Below are 15,427 nucleotides of genomic sequence, written 5' to 3'. Positions count from 1 at the left end.
TCTAGCGGCTGGCGTGGATGATCTCGGCGAAGCGCTCCGCGAGCGGCCGCCAGGCCTTGTCGAGCTCAGGGCGGGCCCGGTCCACCCGGGTCAGCTCCTCCTCGGCATCGACGCCGACCCGCGCCGGTGACTCCGGGTCGTCCTCGACCCACCGGCGCAGCAGCGGCTCGTCGACCTCGGGGTGCCACTGGACTCCCCACATGGCATCGCCGTAGCGCACCGCCTGCACCTCGCCGCGAGCCGATCTCGCCAGCTCCACCGCGCCCGGTGGCAGCTCGACCACGACATCGGTGTTCCAGTGGATCCCCGGCCGAGTCGTGGCGACGCCGCTCATCAGCGGATCCTCGCCAGCGGCCTCGAGCCAGTGCACGTCGACCAGACCCACCTGGAGACCCAACGGACTGGTGTGCACCTCGCCACCGAGCGCGACCGCCGCCACCTGATGACCCAGGCAGATGCCGAGGGTGGGGACGCCGTCCTTGGCGGCCTGTCGGACCAGGTCCTTGACGCCGCTGATCCAGGCGACCTCGTCGTCGTGGTGCGCGCTCATCCAGCCGCCCATGACCAGCAGGGCATCGTGGTAGGCCAGGTCGTCGGGCAGTTCGTCGCCGGCCCAGGGCTGGCACACGTGCAGGTCGCAACCGGCATCTTGCAGCCACACGCCGAACCAGGCGGGCGGGTCGTCGGGCTCGTGCTCGATCACCAGGACTCGTGCTGACACGAGGACGAACCTACCGCGCCGATCGTGCCCCTCCGGCCCCAGCCGGTGGGAGTCAGCGGTGGAGTCGGCCGGTGACGTCAGCCTTGGGCGACGATCGCGAGCTCGGCACCGACGACGGCAGCGATGAGCAGCGCCGCCGCCCACCACCACTCACGGCGCCAGACCGCAGCCATGGCCGAGAGCACCCCGGCCAGCAGGGTCAGCGAGGGGACCAGCGAGCCCCAACCCGGGGTGAGACCGGGCTCGGCCACCGTCAGCCCACGTTGGAAGGAGCCGTAGGCGGCCCAGGCGAGGCCCACGGCAGCGAGTCCGAGCAGGCCGACCACCGCGAGTGCCACCACGCCCGGCAGCTGCTTGGGGCCGTTGGTCTCGTGGTAGCGCCAGCGGGTCAGCGACAGCGCCACCAGCAGTGCACCGGCGCCGAGGCTGCCCCAGGACAAGAAGTGCCGCAGTCCGGGGCCGAGGTTGGTGATCCCGGTCAGTCCCCAAGAGGAGATGGCCAGACCCAAGCCGGCCGCGACGGCGACACCACGGCTGGCCCAGCCGGGCTGTGCCTGCAGCGCCAGGCCGGCGCTGGCGTTGACCAGGAGGACCACAGCGAGCGCCGCGGCCACGTCGAGCATCCGTCCGTCGACGTGCACCCCGGTAGTGGTCCCGCGACGAAGGTCGAACGCGACGAAGAGCCACATCGCGCCCGCGACGAAGGCGAGCCACAGCAGTGGCTCGACCAGAGCGCGGGGGTAGCCAATTGACCTCTCCACGCCGAGTGCTGGGACGCTCATAACACCGGGAGCATACGGTCTCTTTCGTAGGCCGACACCTGAATCCGATATTCCGCCCATTCGGCTCGTTTGTTGCGCAAGAAGAACTCGAACACGTGCTCGCCCAAGGTCTCGGCCAGGAGCTCGGACTTCTCGGCGACGGCGATGGCGTCGTACAAGTTCCGCGGCAGCGGCTCGATCCCGAGGGCCTGTCGCTCGCGCTCGCTGAGCGACCAGACGTCGTCCTCGGCCTCGGGCAGCAGGTCGTAGCCCTGCTCGATGCCCTTCATGCCCGCGGCCAGCACCACCGCGAACGCCAGATAGGGGTTGCAGGCGGCGTCGATCGTGCGCAGTTCGATGCGGGTGGAGTTGCCCTTGTTGGGCTTGTACATCGGCACCCGGATCATCGCCGACCGGTTGTTGTGGCCCCAGCAGATGCCGGGAGGCGCCTCGCCGCCGCCCATCAGGCGCTTGTAGCTGTTGACCCACTGGTTGGTCAGCGCGGTGATCTCGCTGGCGTGGGTGAGGATGCCTGCGATGAACTGCCGCGCCGTCTTGGACAGCTGATACTCCGCGCCGGCCTCGAAGAACGCGTTGTGGTCGCCCTCGAAGAGGGAGACGTGGGTGTGCATGCCGGAGCCGGGATGCTCGGTGAACGGCTTGGGCATGAACGAGGCCCAGATGCCCTGGCTCAGCGCCACCTCACGGACCACGGTGCGGAAGGTCATGATGTTGTCGGCGGTGGAGAGCGCGTCGGCGTAGCGCAGGTCGATCTCCTGCTGGCCCGGGCCGCCCTCGTGGTGGCTGAACTCCACCGAGATGCCCATCGCCTCGAGCATGGTGATGGCCTCGCGCCGGAAGTCCGCTCCCTTGGACTGGGCGGTGTGGTCGAAGAACCCGCTCCGGTCCACCGGCACCGGGTCGACTCCGGGGCGCGGGTCGTCCCGGAAGAGGTAGAACTCGATCTCCGGGTGGGTGTAGAAGGTGAAGCCCAGGTCGGCAGCGGCGCCGAGGGTGCGCTTGAGGACGTGCCGCGGATCGGCGTACGACGGACTGCCGTCCGGCATCACGATGTCGCAGAACATCCTCGCCGTCGCGGGCCCCTCCTCACCGCGCCACGGGAGGATCTGGAAGGTCGACGGGTCGGGGCGGGCGAGCATGTCCGCCTCGTAGACGCGCGCGAAACCCTCGATCGCCGAACCGTCGAAGCCGATCCCCTCCGCGAAGGCGCCCTCCAACTCGGCAGGTGCCACCGCCACCGACTTCAGCGAGCCCAACACATCGGTGAACCACAGCCGCACGAACCGGACGTCGCGCTCCTCCAGCGCACGGAGCACGAAGTCTTCCTGCTTGCCCATGGGTCCACTATGGCCGAATCATGTTTCCGGCGTGTGACATGGGTCAGCGGCCGTCCGGCACCTGCTCCAGCTCGGCAAGCCAGGCCGTGGGTGCGGCGTCGGACGGCATCCGCCAGTCACCGCGCGGACTCATCGTGCCGCCGTGGCTCACCTTGGGGCCGTTGGGCAGCGCCGACCGCTTGAACTGGCTGGCGAAGAAGCGCTGCACGAACACCTCGAGCCAGTGCTTGATCTCGGCGAGGGAGTACGACGTCCGTCGGGACGCCGGGAAGCCGACCGGCCACTCCCCGAGCTCCGCGTCGTGCCAGGCGTGCCAGGCGAGGAAGGCGATCTTGCTGGGGCGGTAGCCCCGCCGGAGCACATGGAACAACGTGAAGTCCTGGAGGGCGTAGGGCCCGACCGAGTCCTCGGTGGCCTGCGGCTTGACGCCCTCCTGGTCCGGGATCAGCTCCGGGGTGATCTCCGCGTCGACGATGTCGGTCAGGGCGGCGTTGGCGGCGTCACCGAACTCGCCCGTCGCGATCACCCAACGGATCAGGTGCTGGATCAGGGTCTTGGGGACGCCCCCGTTGACGTTGTAGTGCGACATCTGGTCGCCGACGCCGTACGTGCACCAGCCGAGCGCGAGCTCGGACAGGTCGCCGGTGCCGAGCACGATGCCGCCGCGGTGGTTGGCCAACCGGAACAGGTAGTCCGTGCGCAGCCCGGCCTGGACGTTCTCGAAGGTGACGTCGTAGACGGGCTCGCCGTCGGAGAAGGGGTGGTCCAGGTCCTCCAGCATCTGCCGGGCGGCCGGGGTGATGTCGAGCTCGGCGAAGGTGACTCCGAGCGACGTGCCGAGGCGGATCGCGCGGTCCTTGCTCGCCTCGCCGGTGGCGAAGCCAGGCATGGTGAACGCCAAGATGTCCGAGCGTGGCCGGCCGGCCACGTCCATCGCGCGGGCCGCGACGATCAGCGCGTGGGTGGAGTCAAGGCCGCCGCTGACCCCGATCACGATCTTCGGCTGGCCGATCGCCCGCATCCGCTGGACTAGACCAGAGACCTGGATGTGGTAGGCCTCGTAGCAGTCCTGGGCGAGCCGGTCCGGGTCGGCTGGCACGAACGGGAAGCGCGCCACCGCTCGTCGGAGGCCGAGGTCCGCATCGGGGGGCTTCACCTCGAACGGCACCACCCGGAAGGAGCGTCCGCTGCCCTCGAGGGTCGTGATCCCCAGCGCGCGCCGGTTGTCGTCGAAGGTGCCCTGCCGCAGCCGGTCCTGCCGCAGCCGGTCCAGGTCGACGTCCGCCACGCTGCGGCGGGGGCCGCCGGGGAAGCGCTCGGACTCCGCCAGCAGCTCGCCGCACTCGTAGACCAGGGTCTGCCCGTCCCAGGACAGGTCTGTGGTCGACTCACCGCTGCCGGCCGCGGTGTAAAGGTACGCCGCCAGGCAGCGCGCACTCGCCGAGCGCACCAGCAGCCGACGGTCCTCCGCGCGGGCGATCGTGATCGGGCTGGCCGAGAGGTTGGTGATGATCGTCGCGCCGGCCAGCGCGGCCTCGGCGCTCGGCGGCACCGGCACCCACATGTCCTCGCAGATCTCGGCGAACAGACTCAGGCCCGGCACGTCGGCGGCCTCGAAGATCAGGTCCGGCCCGAACGGCACCTCCTGGCCGACCACCTCGATCCACTCCCCGCGCCGGTCGTCGCCCGGGGCGAAGTGGCGTCGCTCGTAGAACTCGCGATAGGTCGGCAGGTAGGACTTCGGCGCCACTCCCAAGACGGCGCCTCGGTGGACGACGACCGCGCAGTTGAGCACCCGGTTGCCCACCGCCAGCGGGGCGCCCACCACCAGCACCGGCATCAGCTCCGCGCTGGCCTCGACCAGCTCCGCCAGCGCACTCTCCACCGCATCCAGCAGGACGTCCTGCAAGAGCAGGTCGTCGATCGCATAGCCGCTCAGGCTGAGCTCGGGGAAGACCGCAACCGCTACGCCCTCGTCGTGGCAGGCGCGCGCCTCGCCGAGGATCGCTCGGACGTTGGCCGCTGGGTCGGCCGCGGTGACCGGCACCGTGCAGGCAGCCACCCGGGCGAGGCCGTGGGCGTAGGGCGAGAAGAAGTCCACGGACGCGATCTTGCCACCCGTGAGCGTTGGTCAGGTGGTTGCGGGCTCCGTGGCCTCGACATCAGCGACCGCCTCGGCCTCGGCGTAGACGACCTCGCCGTCCTCGCCGTCGGTGTATTCGGCCTCGTCCTCGTAGTCCGCGTCCTCGTCGTAGGTCCCGTCGTCGTACGCCGCGTCGGCCTCGGCGTCGTCGGCCTCGGCGTCGTCGTACTCCTCCTCGGCGGCCTCCGGCGCGATGGAGTCGTCGAGGGCCAACAGCCCCGCTGGCGAGACGTTGGTCAGCGTGGCCAGCATCTGGCGCACGTTGGCCAGCTGGGCGTTGATGCTGTCGCGTCGCTGAGTGGCGGCAGCCAGGGCGCGGTCGGACTCGGCCGCGATCCGGTCGGCGTGCGCTCGCGCCTGGGCGATGATCTCGCTGGCCTCGGCCTGGGCGTCCTCGACCTGGCGGCGGGCACCGATCTCGGCATCGTTGCGGATCCGCTGGGCCTCGTTGCGGGTCTCCTCGAGGTGGGCCTGAGCCTCGTCGAGCTGCCCGCGGGTGGTCTCGAACTGGACGGCGAACTCCTGCTCGACCCGGTCGCGGCGCTCCGCGAGAGTGGTCTCGAAGTCCGCGGCCGCCTGGGCCGCCTTGGCCTGCTGGCCCTCGTAGAGAGCGTCGGCTTCGGCGCGGCGGGTCTCGGCCTCGCGCTTGGTCTCCTCGAGGAGCTCGTCGGAGCGGCGGTGGGCGGCGTCGACCAGCGTCTTGGCCTCCTCGTCGGCCGACTCGCGGCGCTTCAGGGCGTAGTTGTCGGCCTCCGCCCGCACCCGCTCGGCAGTCTGCTCGGCCTCGCGCAGCCGCTCCTCGAAGTCGGCCTTCGCGTTCCCCCGGATCTCGGCGGCCTCCTCGTCGGCCAAGGCGAGGATCTGGCCGACGCGGGCACCGAGATCGGTGAAGGTAGGCGCGGCGGGCGGGTTGGGGACCTGCTCCACCGCGAGGGCCTGGGCCGCCTCCAGCTCCCGCATCCGGGTGGTCAACTCCACGATCCGCTGCTGGTTGGCGCCCGCCTGCTTCATCAGCTCGGTGATCCGCTGGTCGACCTCGGTGGGCTCGTAGCCACGCCGGACGAGCCGGAAGGACGGTTGGGGTGTGGCGGGGGGATTGTCGATCATCATTGCTGGTCCTCGAGAGGTTGGGGTGGGTGAGTGTGCTGAACGTGGTCTGGCTCGGGGACGGCCAGTGCTGAAATGACGCCCGACAAGTCGCCGAGCTCCCCCACGATCGCTTCGCGGCGCTGCTGCAGCCGGTCGACCTCGGCACGGGCCTCGTCGACGAGGTCACGGCAGGCGCGGCTGGCCTGCTCCCGCTCGCGGATGGCCTCGGCTCGGAGCCGGTCGGCCTCCTCGTGAGCGGCACCGACGATCTGCTGAGCCTCGAGCTGGGCGCGGGTCACCTCGGTGGCGACCTGCTGACGCAGGGTCTGCGCGCCCGCCTCTGCTTGGGCTTGACGCAACGCGGCGCTCTCCTCGGCCTCGGCCAGCCGACGCGCGGCCTGCTCGGCCGTGGTCGCCTCGTCCGCGAGAGCACGCTCCCGGATCCGCTCGGCCTCCTGCTCCGCGTCGACGCGCGCCCGCCTGCCGCTCTCCTCGAGCTCGCCTGCGGTCGCCTGCGCGGCGGCCACACGTTCCTTGTGTCGTTGGGCGGCGCGTTGGATCGTCTGCTGCAGCTGACGTCGTCGGGCGGCCAGCGAGGCCGCCAGCTCACGGTGGCTGACGGTTCGAGTGCGCTCGATCTCGGCGTTGGTGGCGGCCAGGAGCGACTCGATGGTCTGCTGGGTCCAGGCCGTCTGCTCTGCAGCCTCCGCGAGTTGCCTATCCGCCTCGCGGCGGGCATCGGCGAGGTGCTCGTCGGCCTGGCGGACGACCCGAGTGTGGTGGATCTCGGCGGCCGAGCGGAGCTGGGTCGCCTCCGTGTTCGCCGCTTCGACGGTGGCAGCCGCGGCGGCCTCGGCCTCGCTGCGCAACCGATTGACCTCGGCCTGCGCCTCGGCCTGCATCACCTGGATGGTGCGATCCAGCTCGGCCCGACGGGAGCGGTCGAGGTCCTCGAGCTCCGCCTCGCTCGCCACCCGAAGCGCGTCACTCTCAGCGGCGATCTGGTCGGCCTGGGCGCGAGCAGAGGTGACCAGCTGGTCGGCCGCGCGCTCGGCGTCGTGCCTGACCTGATCCCCGGCCAGCCGCTCGGCAGCGGCAGCTGCGCGCGCCTCGCTCAACAGCTGCTCGCGCTCCTGGCCAGCGGTCTTCATCAACAACGCCGCCTGCTCGCCGGCGTCCCTGATCAGCTCCTGGCCCTGCTCGGAGGCCCGCGCCAGTCGGGCCGTGGCCTCCGCGCTGTCCCGCTCGGCGACAGCATGCGCCGCCTCCGCCTCGGCCCGGAGCCTGCTCGCCTCGCGCTCGTGGGCCCGCACGCGGGCGACCATCTCGGCCGACTCCGCCTGCGCGTGGGCGATCAACTCGTCGGCGACCTGCTGGGCATGGCGAAGGGCCGCGCTGACGCTCGTCGCGGGCTGCTGCTCCACGCTCACCTACACCTCACCAACGGCTCCACCCCGCCATCATTCCAGAACCACCCGAAGCCGGGCACCCGGTTCCGACAGATAGAGGTCTCCTTCGGGCGATGAACCTCGGTCGATTAACCTCGATCGTGAGTCCGGGGACTTCAGCAGGGAGCCTCGAGATGGCGTCCTTCGGGACAGCAGGGAGCAGCACCATGACCGAGCAGTCCGCCGACACCCCCGCGCCCTACGGTTCGGGCTCCGCCCCTTCTGGATCGACCGGATCCTCTGGATCGGCCGGGGTGAAGCGGATCCGCACTCACCATCTGCGCGAGATGAAGCAGCGGGGCGAGAAGATCGCCATGCTGACGTCGTACGACATGTACACCGCGCAGATCTTCGACGAGGCCGGCATCGAGCTGCTGCTGGTCGGTGACAGCGCCTCCAACAACGTCTACGGCAACGAGACCTCACTCCCGGTGACCGTCGACGAGCTGCTCCCGTTGACCCGGGCGGTGGCGCGGTCGGCGCGGCGCGCGATGGTGATCGGCGACCTGCCGTTCGCGTCCTATCAGGCCTCGCCCGAGCAGGCCTACCACACGGCGGCACGGTTCATGAAGGAGGCGGGCGCGCACTGCGTGAAGCTCGAGGGCGGTGTCGAGATGACGCCGCAGATCGAGCTGCTCACCCGCGGCGGCATCCCGGTGATGGCCCACATCGGCTTCACTCCACAGAGCGAGCACGCCTTGGGCGGCTATCGGGTCCAAGGTCGTGGGGAGTCAGCCGAGCGGGTGCTGCGTGACGCTCGCGCGGTGCAGGAAGCCGGCGCCTTCGCGGTGGTGATGGAGATGGTGCCCGGTGAGGTCGCCGCCGAGGTGACCTCTGCCCTGGAGATCCCCACCATCGGCATCGGCGCCGGGGCCGGCTGCGACGGGCAGGTGCTGGTCTGGCAGGACGCCTTCGGACTGCGAGCGGGCCGGATGCCGCGGTTTGTGAAGCAGTACGCCGATGTGCGCGGCGTCCTGCTGGCCGCTGCCCAGCAGTACGCCGCCGAGGTGCGCGACGGGTCGTTCCCCGGGGCCGAGCAGACGTTCTAGTCCGCCGTTCGAGGAGTCAGTCCTCGTCGTTCCACTCGGGGTCGTTGTCCCACTCCTCGTTGCGCTCCTCGACCTTCTCCAGCGCGTGCTCGGCCTCTTCGGGCGTGGCATAGGGGCCCAGTCGGTCCTGATTGCGACATCCGGCCTCACCCTCGACCCGACGGTGGGTCAGGCAGAACCAGTACTCCTCGTCCGTGTCGCTCATGTCGCGAACCTAGCAGCGCGGCCGTATCCTGGGAGGCGCGGAGGGGTTGGCTGGGCGGCCGCGGCGACGTCGTACGACATCGTCGAGGAAGGTCCGGGCTCCACAGGGCGCGGTGGTGGGTAACCCCCACCCGGGGCAACCTGCGGGACAGTGCCACAGAGAACAGACCGCCGTCCGGCTCGCCGGGCGGTCAGGGTGAAACGGCGGTGTAAGAGACCACCAGCACGCCGGGTGACCGGCGTGGCTCGGCAAACCCCACCAGGAGCAAGGTCAAGAAGTCCCGGGCTTCGGCCCGGGGCGCGCGCACGTTCGAGGGCGGCCCGCCCGAGTGCGCGGGTAGACCGCACGAGGCGACCGGCAACGGTCGTCCTAGATGGATGGTCGCCCCCCGGTCAACCGGGGACAGAACCCGGCCTACACGCCAACCCCTCCGCCCACGTCGTCTGACGCGATGAGGTGCGGACCCGCGTCCCGCGTGAACGTTGTGGGACGATGCCGCTTGTGATCTGGAAGGTGCCGCACCCACTCCGCGGGCTCGTTGTGTTCCTCGTGATCTTCGCAGTCGGGTTGGCGCTGGGTGGGTTCGGCATGGGTGCACCCGAACTCCTGCTGTTGACGTTCCTGGCTGGCGCGGCCGGATACGCAGCGGCCACGCGTAGCGCTCGATGGCGGGACGACCGCTACCACGACGCCTACCTGTACAGCGTGCTCCGAGGCGACTGATCCGCATCGGCAGTCCGTGCGACACGGGCACCGATCTCGGCAACGTGATCGGCCAGCGACTCCTCGGACAGATCCGTGAACCGGCCAGCGTCCACGTCGTCCCAACCCATCTGAGCGGCAGCCCGGAACGCATCCAGTCGGGCCTGGAACTGTTGCTCGTCGCGTTCCAGCAGCCGCAGCCCCTCCCGCAGGACCTCGCTCGCGTTCTGGAACCGTCCCTCCGCCACCAGCGTCGCGATCATTGCCTCCTGATGCTCAGTCAGCACCACATTCCTCGTTGCCACCCCACCACCTCTCTATTGGCATTATCTGCCAACGGAGAGTTTGCGGCTAGAGAACCTCGGCCCATCCAGCGATTGCACACGCGGGGCCACTGCGCTCGGCGCACCTGCCATGCTTTGCCAGATGGATGCACCCGAGGAAGTGCTGCAGGCCGCCAATGCGCGAGCGCAAGCGCTTGCGACCGCGGACGCAGAGGCACTGACCAAGCTCCTCCATCCAGACTTTCGATGGGTCACGCATACCGGTCAAACCTTCGATCGTGACACCTACATCACCCGGAACACGTCGGGCACTGTTGTCTGGCGCTCCCAGAGACTCAGTCAGGTTGAGGTCATGGTGAGTGGCGACGCCGCCGTCCTCCATGCCGAGGTCACCGATGCGGTTGCTACCAACGACGGGATCGAAGAGTTCCAGATGCCCATGACTCAGGTCTGGGTCCGCGACGCCCTCCGATGGTCCTGTCTTGCGGGACATGCCGGTCCACGACGTACCTGAACCTAACGAGGCCAACTCGAACACACGGCACAGCCGGTGGCACAGTCCGCGCGCTAGGACCTCGCCTGGCTCAGGCTCAATCGAGGGTGAACTCGACCTTCCGGGCTGTCAGATCCGCCTTGCTGAGCCGGGCCTGCACGTCGGTGCCCAGCGGGAGTGGGCGGTCGGAGCGGACCGCGGCCTCGACGGCGGGCTCGTGGACGGTGACGTCGCCACGCTTGTCGTTGTCGTCGCGGACATCGACCACCACCGCATCGAAGAGCTCGCCCACTCGGTCGCGGAGGACACCGGCCTCGACCAGGTCGACGATCGCACGCTCGTAGGCGCTCGCACGACGGGTGGAGTCACGCATCAGCTCGGGCAGCTCGGCCAACCTGGACAGCACCCACTCCGGCACCTCGTGTCCAGCGCAGAGCGCGACGCAGACCTCACCGGCATAACGGTCGACCAGGCGCCGCAGCGGCGCGGTGACATGGGCATACTCCGACGACAGCGCAGCGTGCTCGGCGTTGGCTGGCACCTCTCCGTTGAAGGCGACGTAGCCGCTCCCCCGCAGCAGCCGGGTCGAGGCGACCAGCATCGCTGCGTGCGCGGGGACCTTCGGGTCGAGTGACCGGATGAAGTCGGGGTAGAGCTCCTCGGCCGGCCAGTCGATGTGCAGTGCTCGGGCCGTTCGATGCAGCCGCTTCACGTCCCGGGCCGCCGGCGGTGGCAGCGTGCGCAGCAGCCCGACCCTGGCATAGACCATCAACGAGGCGGCACCGAAACCGCAGAGCAACGAGATCTGCGCGTTCCACTCCTCGACAGGAAGGAGCGAGCGGAACTCCAGCCTCCAAGAGGCGCCGTCCATGACGATCTCTTGGTCGGGTGTGGGCAGCGAGACGCCGCCGCGCGCCGCCTCGCGCGCCAACCGCTTGCGCCCCAGCTCCCGGAGCAACTGCAGGGAGTCGTCGGCGGTCCCGTCGTCGATCATCCGCTGGGCCCCCGGGTAGTCCAGCTGAGCGCGAGAGCGCACCATCGCTCGCTCGACGTGGACGTCGGTCCCCTCCCCGGAGTCGTCGACCTGGATCGTCCACAGCAGCGCCGGGCGGGTCTGATCGGGCAACAGTGAGGCCGCGCCCTCGGAGAGCGACGTAGGGTGCAGCGGGATCTTCGAGTCCGCGCCGTAGAAAGTCTGACCGCGCCGGTGCGCCTCGGCGTCCACCGGGTCGCCAGGGGCCACGAAGGCGGCTACGTCTGCGATGGCATAGGAGACGACGTAGCCACTCCCGTTGCGCGCGATGTGGAGCGCTTGGTCCAAGTCGCGCGATCCGGCCGGGTCGATGGTCACCAACGCGAGATCGGTCCGGTCCAGGTCCGGCAAGCGCGGGGTCGCAGCGGCCGCTGCGGCCGCCCGCTCGACGTCCTCCGCGAACTGCGGGCTCACTTGCTGCTCGGTCTGGATCTCGGCGACGCCGCGGCGCAGCAGGGTTGCGTCGACGGCCTCACGCTGGTCGGGACGGACCCGCAACACGGGGTGGCTCGGCATGCGGCAAACCCTATCCACGGCGAGACTCCCCTCCACCCGCCGACCTGGGGCTGCCCTACGCTGACGCGGGTGCTGATCCTGCTGCCGCCCAGCGAGGGCAAGGCGACACCGAGACGTGGTGCGCCTATCGACCTCGACGCACTGAGCTTCCCCGCCCTCCTGCCCGCGCGCCAGCGGATCCTGGACGCCCTCGTCGAGCATTGCGCGACCGCGCCGGATCGCGCCGCGGCCACCCTCGGCCTCGGTCCGACCCAGGCGACCCTGGTCGAGCAGAACGCCGGGTTGCACACCGCCCCGACCGCCCGCGCCGATCGCATCTACACCGGCGTGCTGTACGACGCCCTCGGCCTGGCCGACATGTCCCCTGCCGGTCGTCGACGGGCGGCGACCCGGCTCGCCATCACCTCCTCCCTCTTCGGGGTGCTGCGCCCGACCGACCGGATCCCGTCGTACCGTCTCTCTGGCGACGTGTCCCTGCCCGGAGTGGGCGCGGTCGCCGGCATCTGGCGGCAGTGTCTGGGCGAGGTCGTCACCGAGACGCTCGGCCGCGGGCTGCTGCTGGATCTCCGCTCGACGACCTACGCCGCCTTCTGGCGGCCGCCGCGCGAGCTGGCCCGCCAGGTGGCCACGGTCCGGGTGCTGCACGAGGCCGGTGGGCGGCGCAAGGTGGTCAGTCACTTCAACAAGGCGACCAAGGGCCGCCTCGTCCGCGCGCTCCTGGAGGAGGGCGACGCTCCCCGCACGCCCGGCGAGCTGGCCGACGTCCTCTCTGCCCTGGGCTGGGACGTCGAGCTCGGCGACGCCGAGCGGCACGGCACCCGCGTCGACGTGATCGTGACCGAGATCGGCTGAGCCGGCTGTCGACTGTCGGTGGTCGGAGGCAGCATGGGTCACGACGTCACATCTGACCGAAGGAGCACCCCATGGACGTGATCCTCGTTCCCGGCCTCTGGCTGAACGCCTCCACCTGGGACCAGGTGGTTCCCCTGCTCGCCGACGCCGGCCATCGGCCGCACCCGCTGACCCTGCCTGGGATGGAGGCCAAGGATGCCGACCGGTCCGGCATCGCGCTGGCCGACCACGTCGGTGCGGTCGTGCAGGCGATCGACGACGCCCAGGAGCCGGCGCTCCTGGTGGGTCACTCGGCCGGCTGCGCAATCGCCTACGCCGCACTCGACGCGCGCCCTGACCGGATCGCCCGCATCGTCCTCGTCGGCGGCTGGCCCGCGGCCAATGGGACACCCCTCCTGACCGGGTTGCCGGCGCGGGACGGCGAGGTGCTGATGCCAGACTGGGCCGAGGTCGGCGAGGAGGCCAATGTCGTCGACTTCGAGCCGGCACAGCTCACTGCGTTCTACGACGCGGCCATCCCGGTGCCGGAGGCGGTGCTGACCACGCCGGTCCGGCTCGTCGACGAGCGGCGGTACGCCGTGCCGGCCACCGCCGTCTGTCCCGAATACACAGCCGCCCAGCTCCGGGAGTGGATCGACTCGGGCGAGTCGGCGGTCGCCGAGCTCACCCGGATCCGCGATGTCTCCTACGTCGATCTTCCCGGCGGTCACTGGCCCCAGCTCACCCAACCGGATCGGTTGGGTGAGGTGATCCTGACCGAGGCAGGCCGCTCCTGACCAGCAGGCCGCGCTGGCCGGTCAGCGCAGGCTGGCGCGGAACGCCTCCTCGGTGGGTCGAGCGTTGAACAGCCGCAGGCTCGCCATCGGCTGATCGCCCTCGGGACTGTCGGCGAACCACGACACCACGCTGACCGACGCCGGGGCCAGCTCCATCCGATAGACGGCATCGAGGGGAGCCTGCAGGGCGCGGGCGACCAGGGTCTTGATGGGCGTCACGTGGCTGACGACCGCCACGGTCTCTCCGGCGTGGCTGTCGATCACCCGTTGGAGCGCGGCCAGCACCCGCTGCTCCACCGTCCGGAAGGACTCGCCGTGCACGCCGGGCCGGGTGTCCAGGGAGCCGAGCCAGGCATCCAGCTCGGCTGGGTGTCGCTCGGCGACCTCGGCGAAGGTGAGGCCGTCCCAGGCGCCGAACTCCATCTCGGCGAAGCCAGCGTCGACCGCAACACCGCGACCCAGTTGCTCGGCGAGGATCTCGGCCGACTCCAACGCACGCCGCACCGGGGAGGCGACCACGGTCGTGATCTCCTCGGAGACGGGGCGGAGCCACTCCCCCGTGGCACGCACCTGGGCGCGGCCCTCCTCGCTCAGCGCGGGGTTGCTGCTGGCGAGTCCGCCAGAGAATCGCTTCTCCAGCGTGTGGGCGGTGACGCCATGTCGCACCAACAGCAGCGTGGTGGGCTGTCCGCCGGCACGCGACCACCCCCTCAGCCCTAGCGGTGAGGCGGCCGGTGGGTCACCCTCCGCAGGCTCGTCTCCGCCCTCAGAGTCGCGGCCGGCCACGGTGACCCCGTGTCGCTTTCCGTCGAGCGCCTCGTTGGCCAGCCGGTCTGCATGAGCGTTCCGCTCCCTCGGGACCCAGACATACCTCGTCCCGGGCGGGGCAAGCCGATTGGCTTCGACCGCCAGCGGTCGCATGGACGGGTGCTTCACCTTCCAGCGGCCCGACATCTGCTCCACGACGAGCTTGGAGTCCATCCGGACCTCGATCTCGGCGCCCGGAGCGAACTCCTCGGCCAGCCGCAGGCCGGCGATCAGACCGGAATACTCCGCCACGTTGTTGGTCGCCTCCCCGATGACGGTGCCGTCCTCGGCGATCACCTGGCCGGTGCGTGCGTCCTTCAACACCGCGCCGTACGCCGCCGGGCCGGGGTTGCCGCGCGAGCCGCCGTCGGCCTCGATCACGACCGAGCGGATCTCGCTCATCGCAGCCCCGACTCCGAGGTGCGGACCAGGATCCGCTGGCACTCCTCACAGCGGATCACTTCATCGGTCGCTGCCGCCTTGATGACGGCGAGTTCGGCGTTGTCCAGGGTGAGCCGACAGCCTCCACACTCACGGGCGCGGAGCGCGGCCGCACCCACGCCGCCCTTGGCGGCACGGAGCTTGTCGTAGAGCGCCAGCAGGTCGTCGGGCAGCCCCGCCACGATGGGTGCACGCTCCGCGGCCAGCGCGGCCAGATTCGCGTCGATGTCGGCGGCTTTCTCGTCTCGCGACCGCGCCAGCGCGACCAGACGTTCGTCCGCGGCGACCGCCTGCGACTCCAGGGATGCCAACGCGCCCTGGGCCTCCTCGACCTGCTCCATGATCTCGAGCTCGTCGTCCTCCAGGGCGCTGATCCGGCGCTCCAGCGTGACCAGCTCGTGACTCATCCGCTCCAGGTCCTTCGGATTGCTGATCAGGCCCTGGTCCATCCGCTGCTGGTCGCGGGCTCGACGGGCCTTGACGGACTCCACGTCGGCGTCGACCTTCTCCTGCTCGACGAGCAGATCCTCGACGCGGTCGCGGGCGGGCCCGAGCTCGGCGTCGAGTCCGGCCCGCTGTTTGCGCAGGTCTGCGATCTCGGCCAGCTCGGGAAGAGAGCCGCGTTGGTGACGCAGTTGGTCCGCGCGGGAGTCGAGCTCCTGGACGTCCAGCAGTCTCAGTTGGGCGAACGGATCGGCTTTCAGCGTCGGCTCCTCATCCATGTGCCGTGCGGGGAATGCTCGCGGCAA

Annotated in this window: 16 protein-coding genes and 1 other RNA gene; 6 read left to right on the top strand and 11 right to left on the bottom strand. The window is 70.4% G+C overall.

What is annotated here, in order from left to right; genetic code table 11:
* Position 1: 1 nt before the first annotated feature.
* The 6 genes from QM714_RS01950 to QM714_RS01925 all read right to left on the bottom strand — a co-directional run bounded on the left by QM714_RS01950 (position 2) and on the right by QM714_RS01925 (position 7,502).
* The gene (locus QM714_RS01950; RefSeq protein ID WP_415097089.1) at positions 2–721 is read right to left on the bottom strand and encodes a type 1 glutamine amidotransferase; all 720 of its coding nucleotides are present in this window, start codon (positions 719–721) and stop codon (positions 2–4) included.
* A 77-nt stretch (positions 722–798) separates the two neighbouring features.
* Positions 799–1,503: a hypothetical protein gene (locus QM714_RS01945; protein ID WP_415097087.1), complete on the bottom strand. Its 705-nt coding sequence runs from the start codon at positions 1,501–1,503 to the stop codon at positions 799–801.
* Positions 1,500–2,840 carry a glutamine synthetase family protein gene (locus QM714_RS01940; protein ID WP_415097085.1) on the bottom strand — a complete coding sequence of 447 codons (1,341 nt, stop codon included), beginning with the start codon at positions 2,838–2,840 and terminating at the stop codon, positions 1,500–1,502. The genes QM714_RS01945 and QM714_RS01940 overlap by 4 nt, the downstream gene beginning before the upstream one ends.
* A 43-nt stretch (positions 2,841–2,883) precedes the next feature.
* Complete coding sequence (locus QM714_RS01935; protein WP_415097083.1) at positions 2,884–4,941, bottom strand: NAD(+) synthase; 2,058 nt, start codon at positions 4,939–4,941, stop codon at positions 2,884–2,886.
* A 30-nt stretch (positions 4,942–4,971) separates the two neighbouring features.
* Positions 4,972–6,090 carry a hypothetical protein gene (locus QM714_RS01930; RefSeq protein ID WP_415097081.1) on the bottom strand — a complete coding sequence of 373 codons (1,119 nt, stop codon included), beginning with the start codon at positions 6,088–6,090 and terminating at the stop codon, positions 4,972–4,974.
* Positions 6,090–7,502 carry a hypothetical protein gene (locus QM714_RS01925; RefSeq protein ID WP_415097079.1) on the bottom strand — a complete coding sequence of 471 codons (1,413 nt, stop codon included), beginning with the start codon at positions 7,500–7,502 and terminating at the stop codon, positions 6,090–6,092. Before QM714_RS01925 ends, QM714_RS01930 begins: the two co-directional genes overlap by 1 nt.
* Before the next feature lie 185 nt (positions 7,503–7,687).
* On the opposite strand from QM714_RS01925, the gene panB reads away from it, so the two are divergent.
* Positions 7,688–8,569: a 3-methyl-2-oxobutanoate hydroxymethyltransferase gene (gene panB, locus QM714_RS01920; RefSeq protein ID WP_415097077.1), complete on the top strand. Its 882-nt coding sequence runs from the start codon at positions 7,688–7,690 to the stop codon at positions 8,567–8,569.
* Positions 8,570–8,585: 16 nt separating this feature from the next.
* Here panB and QM714_RS01915 read toward each other — a convergent pair whose 3' ends face one another.
* Positions 8,586–8,774, bottom strand: a complete 189-nt coding sequence (locus QM714_RS01915; RefSeq protein WP_415097075.1) for a hypothetical protein — start codon at positions 8,772–8,774, stop codon at positions 8,586–8,588.
* Between the two features lie 42 nt (positions 8,775–8,816).
* On the opposite strand from QM714_RS01915, the gene rnpB reads away from it, so the two are divergent.
* Positions 8,817–9,207, top strand: an RNA gene (gene rnpB / locus QM714_RS01910) — RNase P RNA component class A.
* A 59-nt stretch (positions 9,208–9,266) separates the two neighbouring features.
* Entirely contained in the window at positions 9,267–9,497 is a 231-nt protein-coding gene (locus QM714_RS01905; RefSeq protein WP_415097073.1) for a hypothetical protein, read from the top strand.
* Here the strand turns inward: QM714_RS01905 and QM714_RS01900 are convergent.
* Positions 9,467–9,781 carry a type II toxin-antitoxin system ParD family antitoxin gene (locus QM714_RS01900; RefSeq protein ID WP_415097071.1) on the bottom strand — a complete coding sequence of 105 codons (315 nt, stop codon included), beginning with the start codon at positions 9,779–9,781 and terminating at the stop codon, positions 9,467–9,469. The two genes, QM714_RS01905 and QM714_RS01900, sit on opposite strands and share 31 nt — an antisense overlap.
* Before the next feature lie 121 nt (positions 9,782–9,902).
* On the opposite strand from QM714_RS01900, the gene QM714_RS01895 reads away from it, so the two are divergent.
* A complete protein-coding gene (locus tag QM714_RS01895) occupies positions 9,903–10,274 on the top strand; it encodes a nuclear transport factor 2 family protein (RefSeq protein WP_415097069.1) in 372 nt (123 codons plus the stop codon).
* Between the two features lie 76 nt (positions 10,275–10,350).
* On the opposite strand, the gene QM714_RS01890 is transcribed toward QM714_RS01895, so the two are convergent.
* Positions 10,351–11,802: an RNB domain-containing ribonuclease gene (locus QM714_RS01890; RefSeq protein WP_415097067.1), complete on the bottom strand. Its 1,452-nt coding sequence runs from the start codon at positions 11,800–11,802 to the stop codon at positions 10,351–10,353.
* Positions 11,803–11,871: 69 nt separating this feature from the next.
* Here QM714_RS01890 and yaaA point away from each other — a divergent pair, with 69 nt between their 5' ends.
* Together yaaA and QM714_RS01880 are read left to right on the top strand one after the other, a co-directional pair.
* Positions 11,872–12,654 (top strand): peroxide stress protein YaaA, encoded by a 783-nt coding sequence (gene yaaA, locus QM714_RS01885; RefSeq protein WP_415097065.1) that lies wholly within the window; start codon positions 11,872–11,874, stop codon positions 12,652–12,654.
* Positions 12,655–12,725: 71 nt separating this feature from the next.
* Positions 12,726–13,430 (top strand): alpha/beta fold hydrolase, encoded by a 705-nt coding sequence (locus QM714_RS01880; RefSeq protein WP_415097063.1) that lies wholly within the window; start codon positions 12,726–12,728, stop codon positions 13,428–13,430.
* 21 nt (positions 13,431–13,451) lie between these two features.
* On the opposite strand, the gene QM714_RS01875 is transcribed toward QM714_RS01880, so the two are convergent.
* Positions 13,452–14,639: a bifunctional RNase H/acid phosphatase gene (locus QM714_RS01875; RefSeq protein WP_415097061.1), complete on the bottom strand. Its 1,188-nt coding sequence runs from the start codon at positions 14,637–14,639 to the stop codon at positions 13,452–13,454.
* A complete protein-coding gene (locus QM714_RS01870) occupies positions 14,636–15,400 on the bottom strand; it encodes a zinc ribbon domain-containing protein (RefSeq protein WP_415097059.1) in 765 nt (254 codons plus the stop codon). The genes QM714_RS01875 and QM714_RS01870 overlap by 4 nt, the downstream gene beginning before the upstream one ends.
* Positions 15,401–15,427 lie beyond the last annotated feature (27 nt).

This window comes from Nocardioides sp. (assembly GCF_047602075.1).
Taxonomy (GTDB): Bacteria; Actinomycetota; Actinomycetes; order Propionibacteriales; family Nocardioidaceae; genus Nocardioides.
This window is presented reverse-complemented; position numbering and strand designations above follow the sequence as displayed.

Excerpts from the sequence above, each read along its gene's own strand:
- QM714_RS01945 (WP_415097087.1), bottom strand. The coding sequence starts at position 1,503 with ATGAGCGTCCCAGCACTCGGCGTGGAGAGGTCAATTGGCTACCCCCGC.
- QM714_RS01940 (WP_415097085.1), bottom strand. The coding sequence starts at position 2,840 with ATGGGCAAGCAGGAAGACTTCGTGCTCCGTGCGCTGGAGGAGCGCGAC.
- QM714_RS01930 (WP_415097081.1), bottom strand. The coding sequence starts at position 6,090 with ATGATCGACAATCCCCCCGCCACACCCCAACCGTCCTTCCGGCTCGTC.
- panB (WP_415097077.1), top strand. The coding sequence starts at position 7,688 with ATGACCGAGCAGTCCGCCGACACCCCCGCGCCCTACGGTTCGGGCTCC.
- QM714_RS01915 (WP_415097075.1), bottom strand. The coding sequence starts at position 8,774 with ATGAGCGACACGGACGAGGAGTACTGGTTCTGCCTGACCCACCGTCGG.
- QM714_RS01905 (WP_415097073.1), top strand. The coding sequence starts at position 9,267 with ATGCCGCTTGTGATCTGGAAGGTGCCGCACCCACTCCGCGGGCTCGTT.
- QM714_RS01895 (WP_415097069.1), top strand. The coding sequence starts at position 9,903 with ATGGATGCACCCGAGGAAGTGCTGCAGGCCGCCAATGCGCGAGCGCAA.
- QM714_RS01890 (WP_415097067.1), bottom strand. The coding sequence starts at position 11,802 with ATGCCGAGCCACCCCGTGTTGCGGGTCCGTCCCGACCAGCGTGAGGCC.
- QM714_RS01880 (WP_415097063.1), top strand. The coding sequence starts at position 12,726 with ATGGACGTGATCCTCGTTCCCGGCCTCTGGCTGAACGCCTCCACCTGG.
- QM714_RS01875 (WP_415097061.1), bottom strand. The coding sequence starts at position 14,639 with ATGAGCGAGATCCGCTCGGTCGTGATCGAGGCCGACGGCGGCTCGCGC.
- QM714_RS01870 (WP_415097059.1), bottom strand. The coding sequence starts at position 15,400 with ATGGATGAGGAGCCGACGCTGAAAGCCGATCCGTTCGCCCAACTGAGA.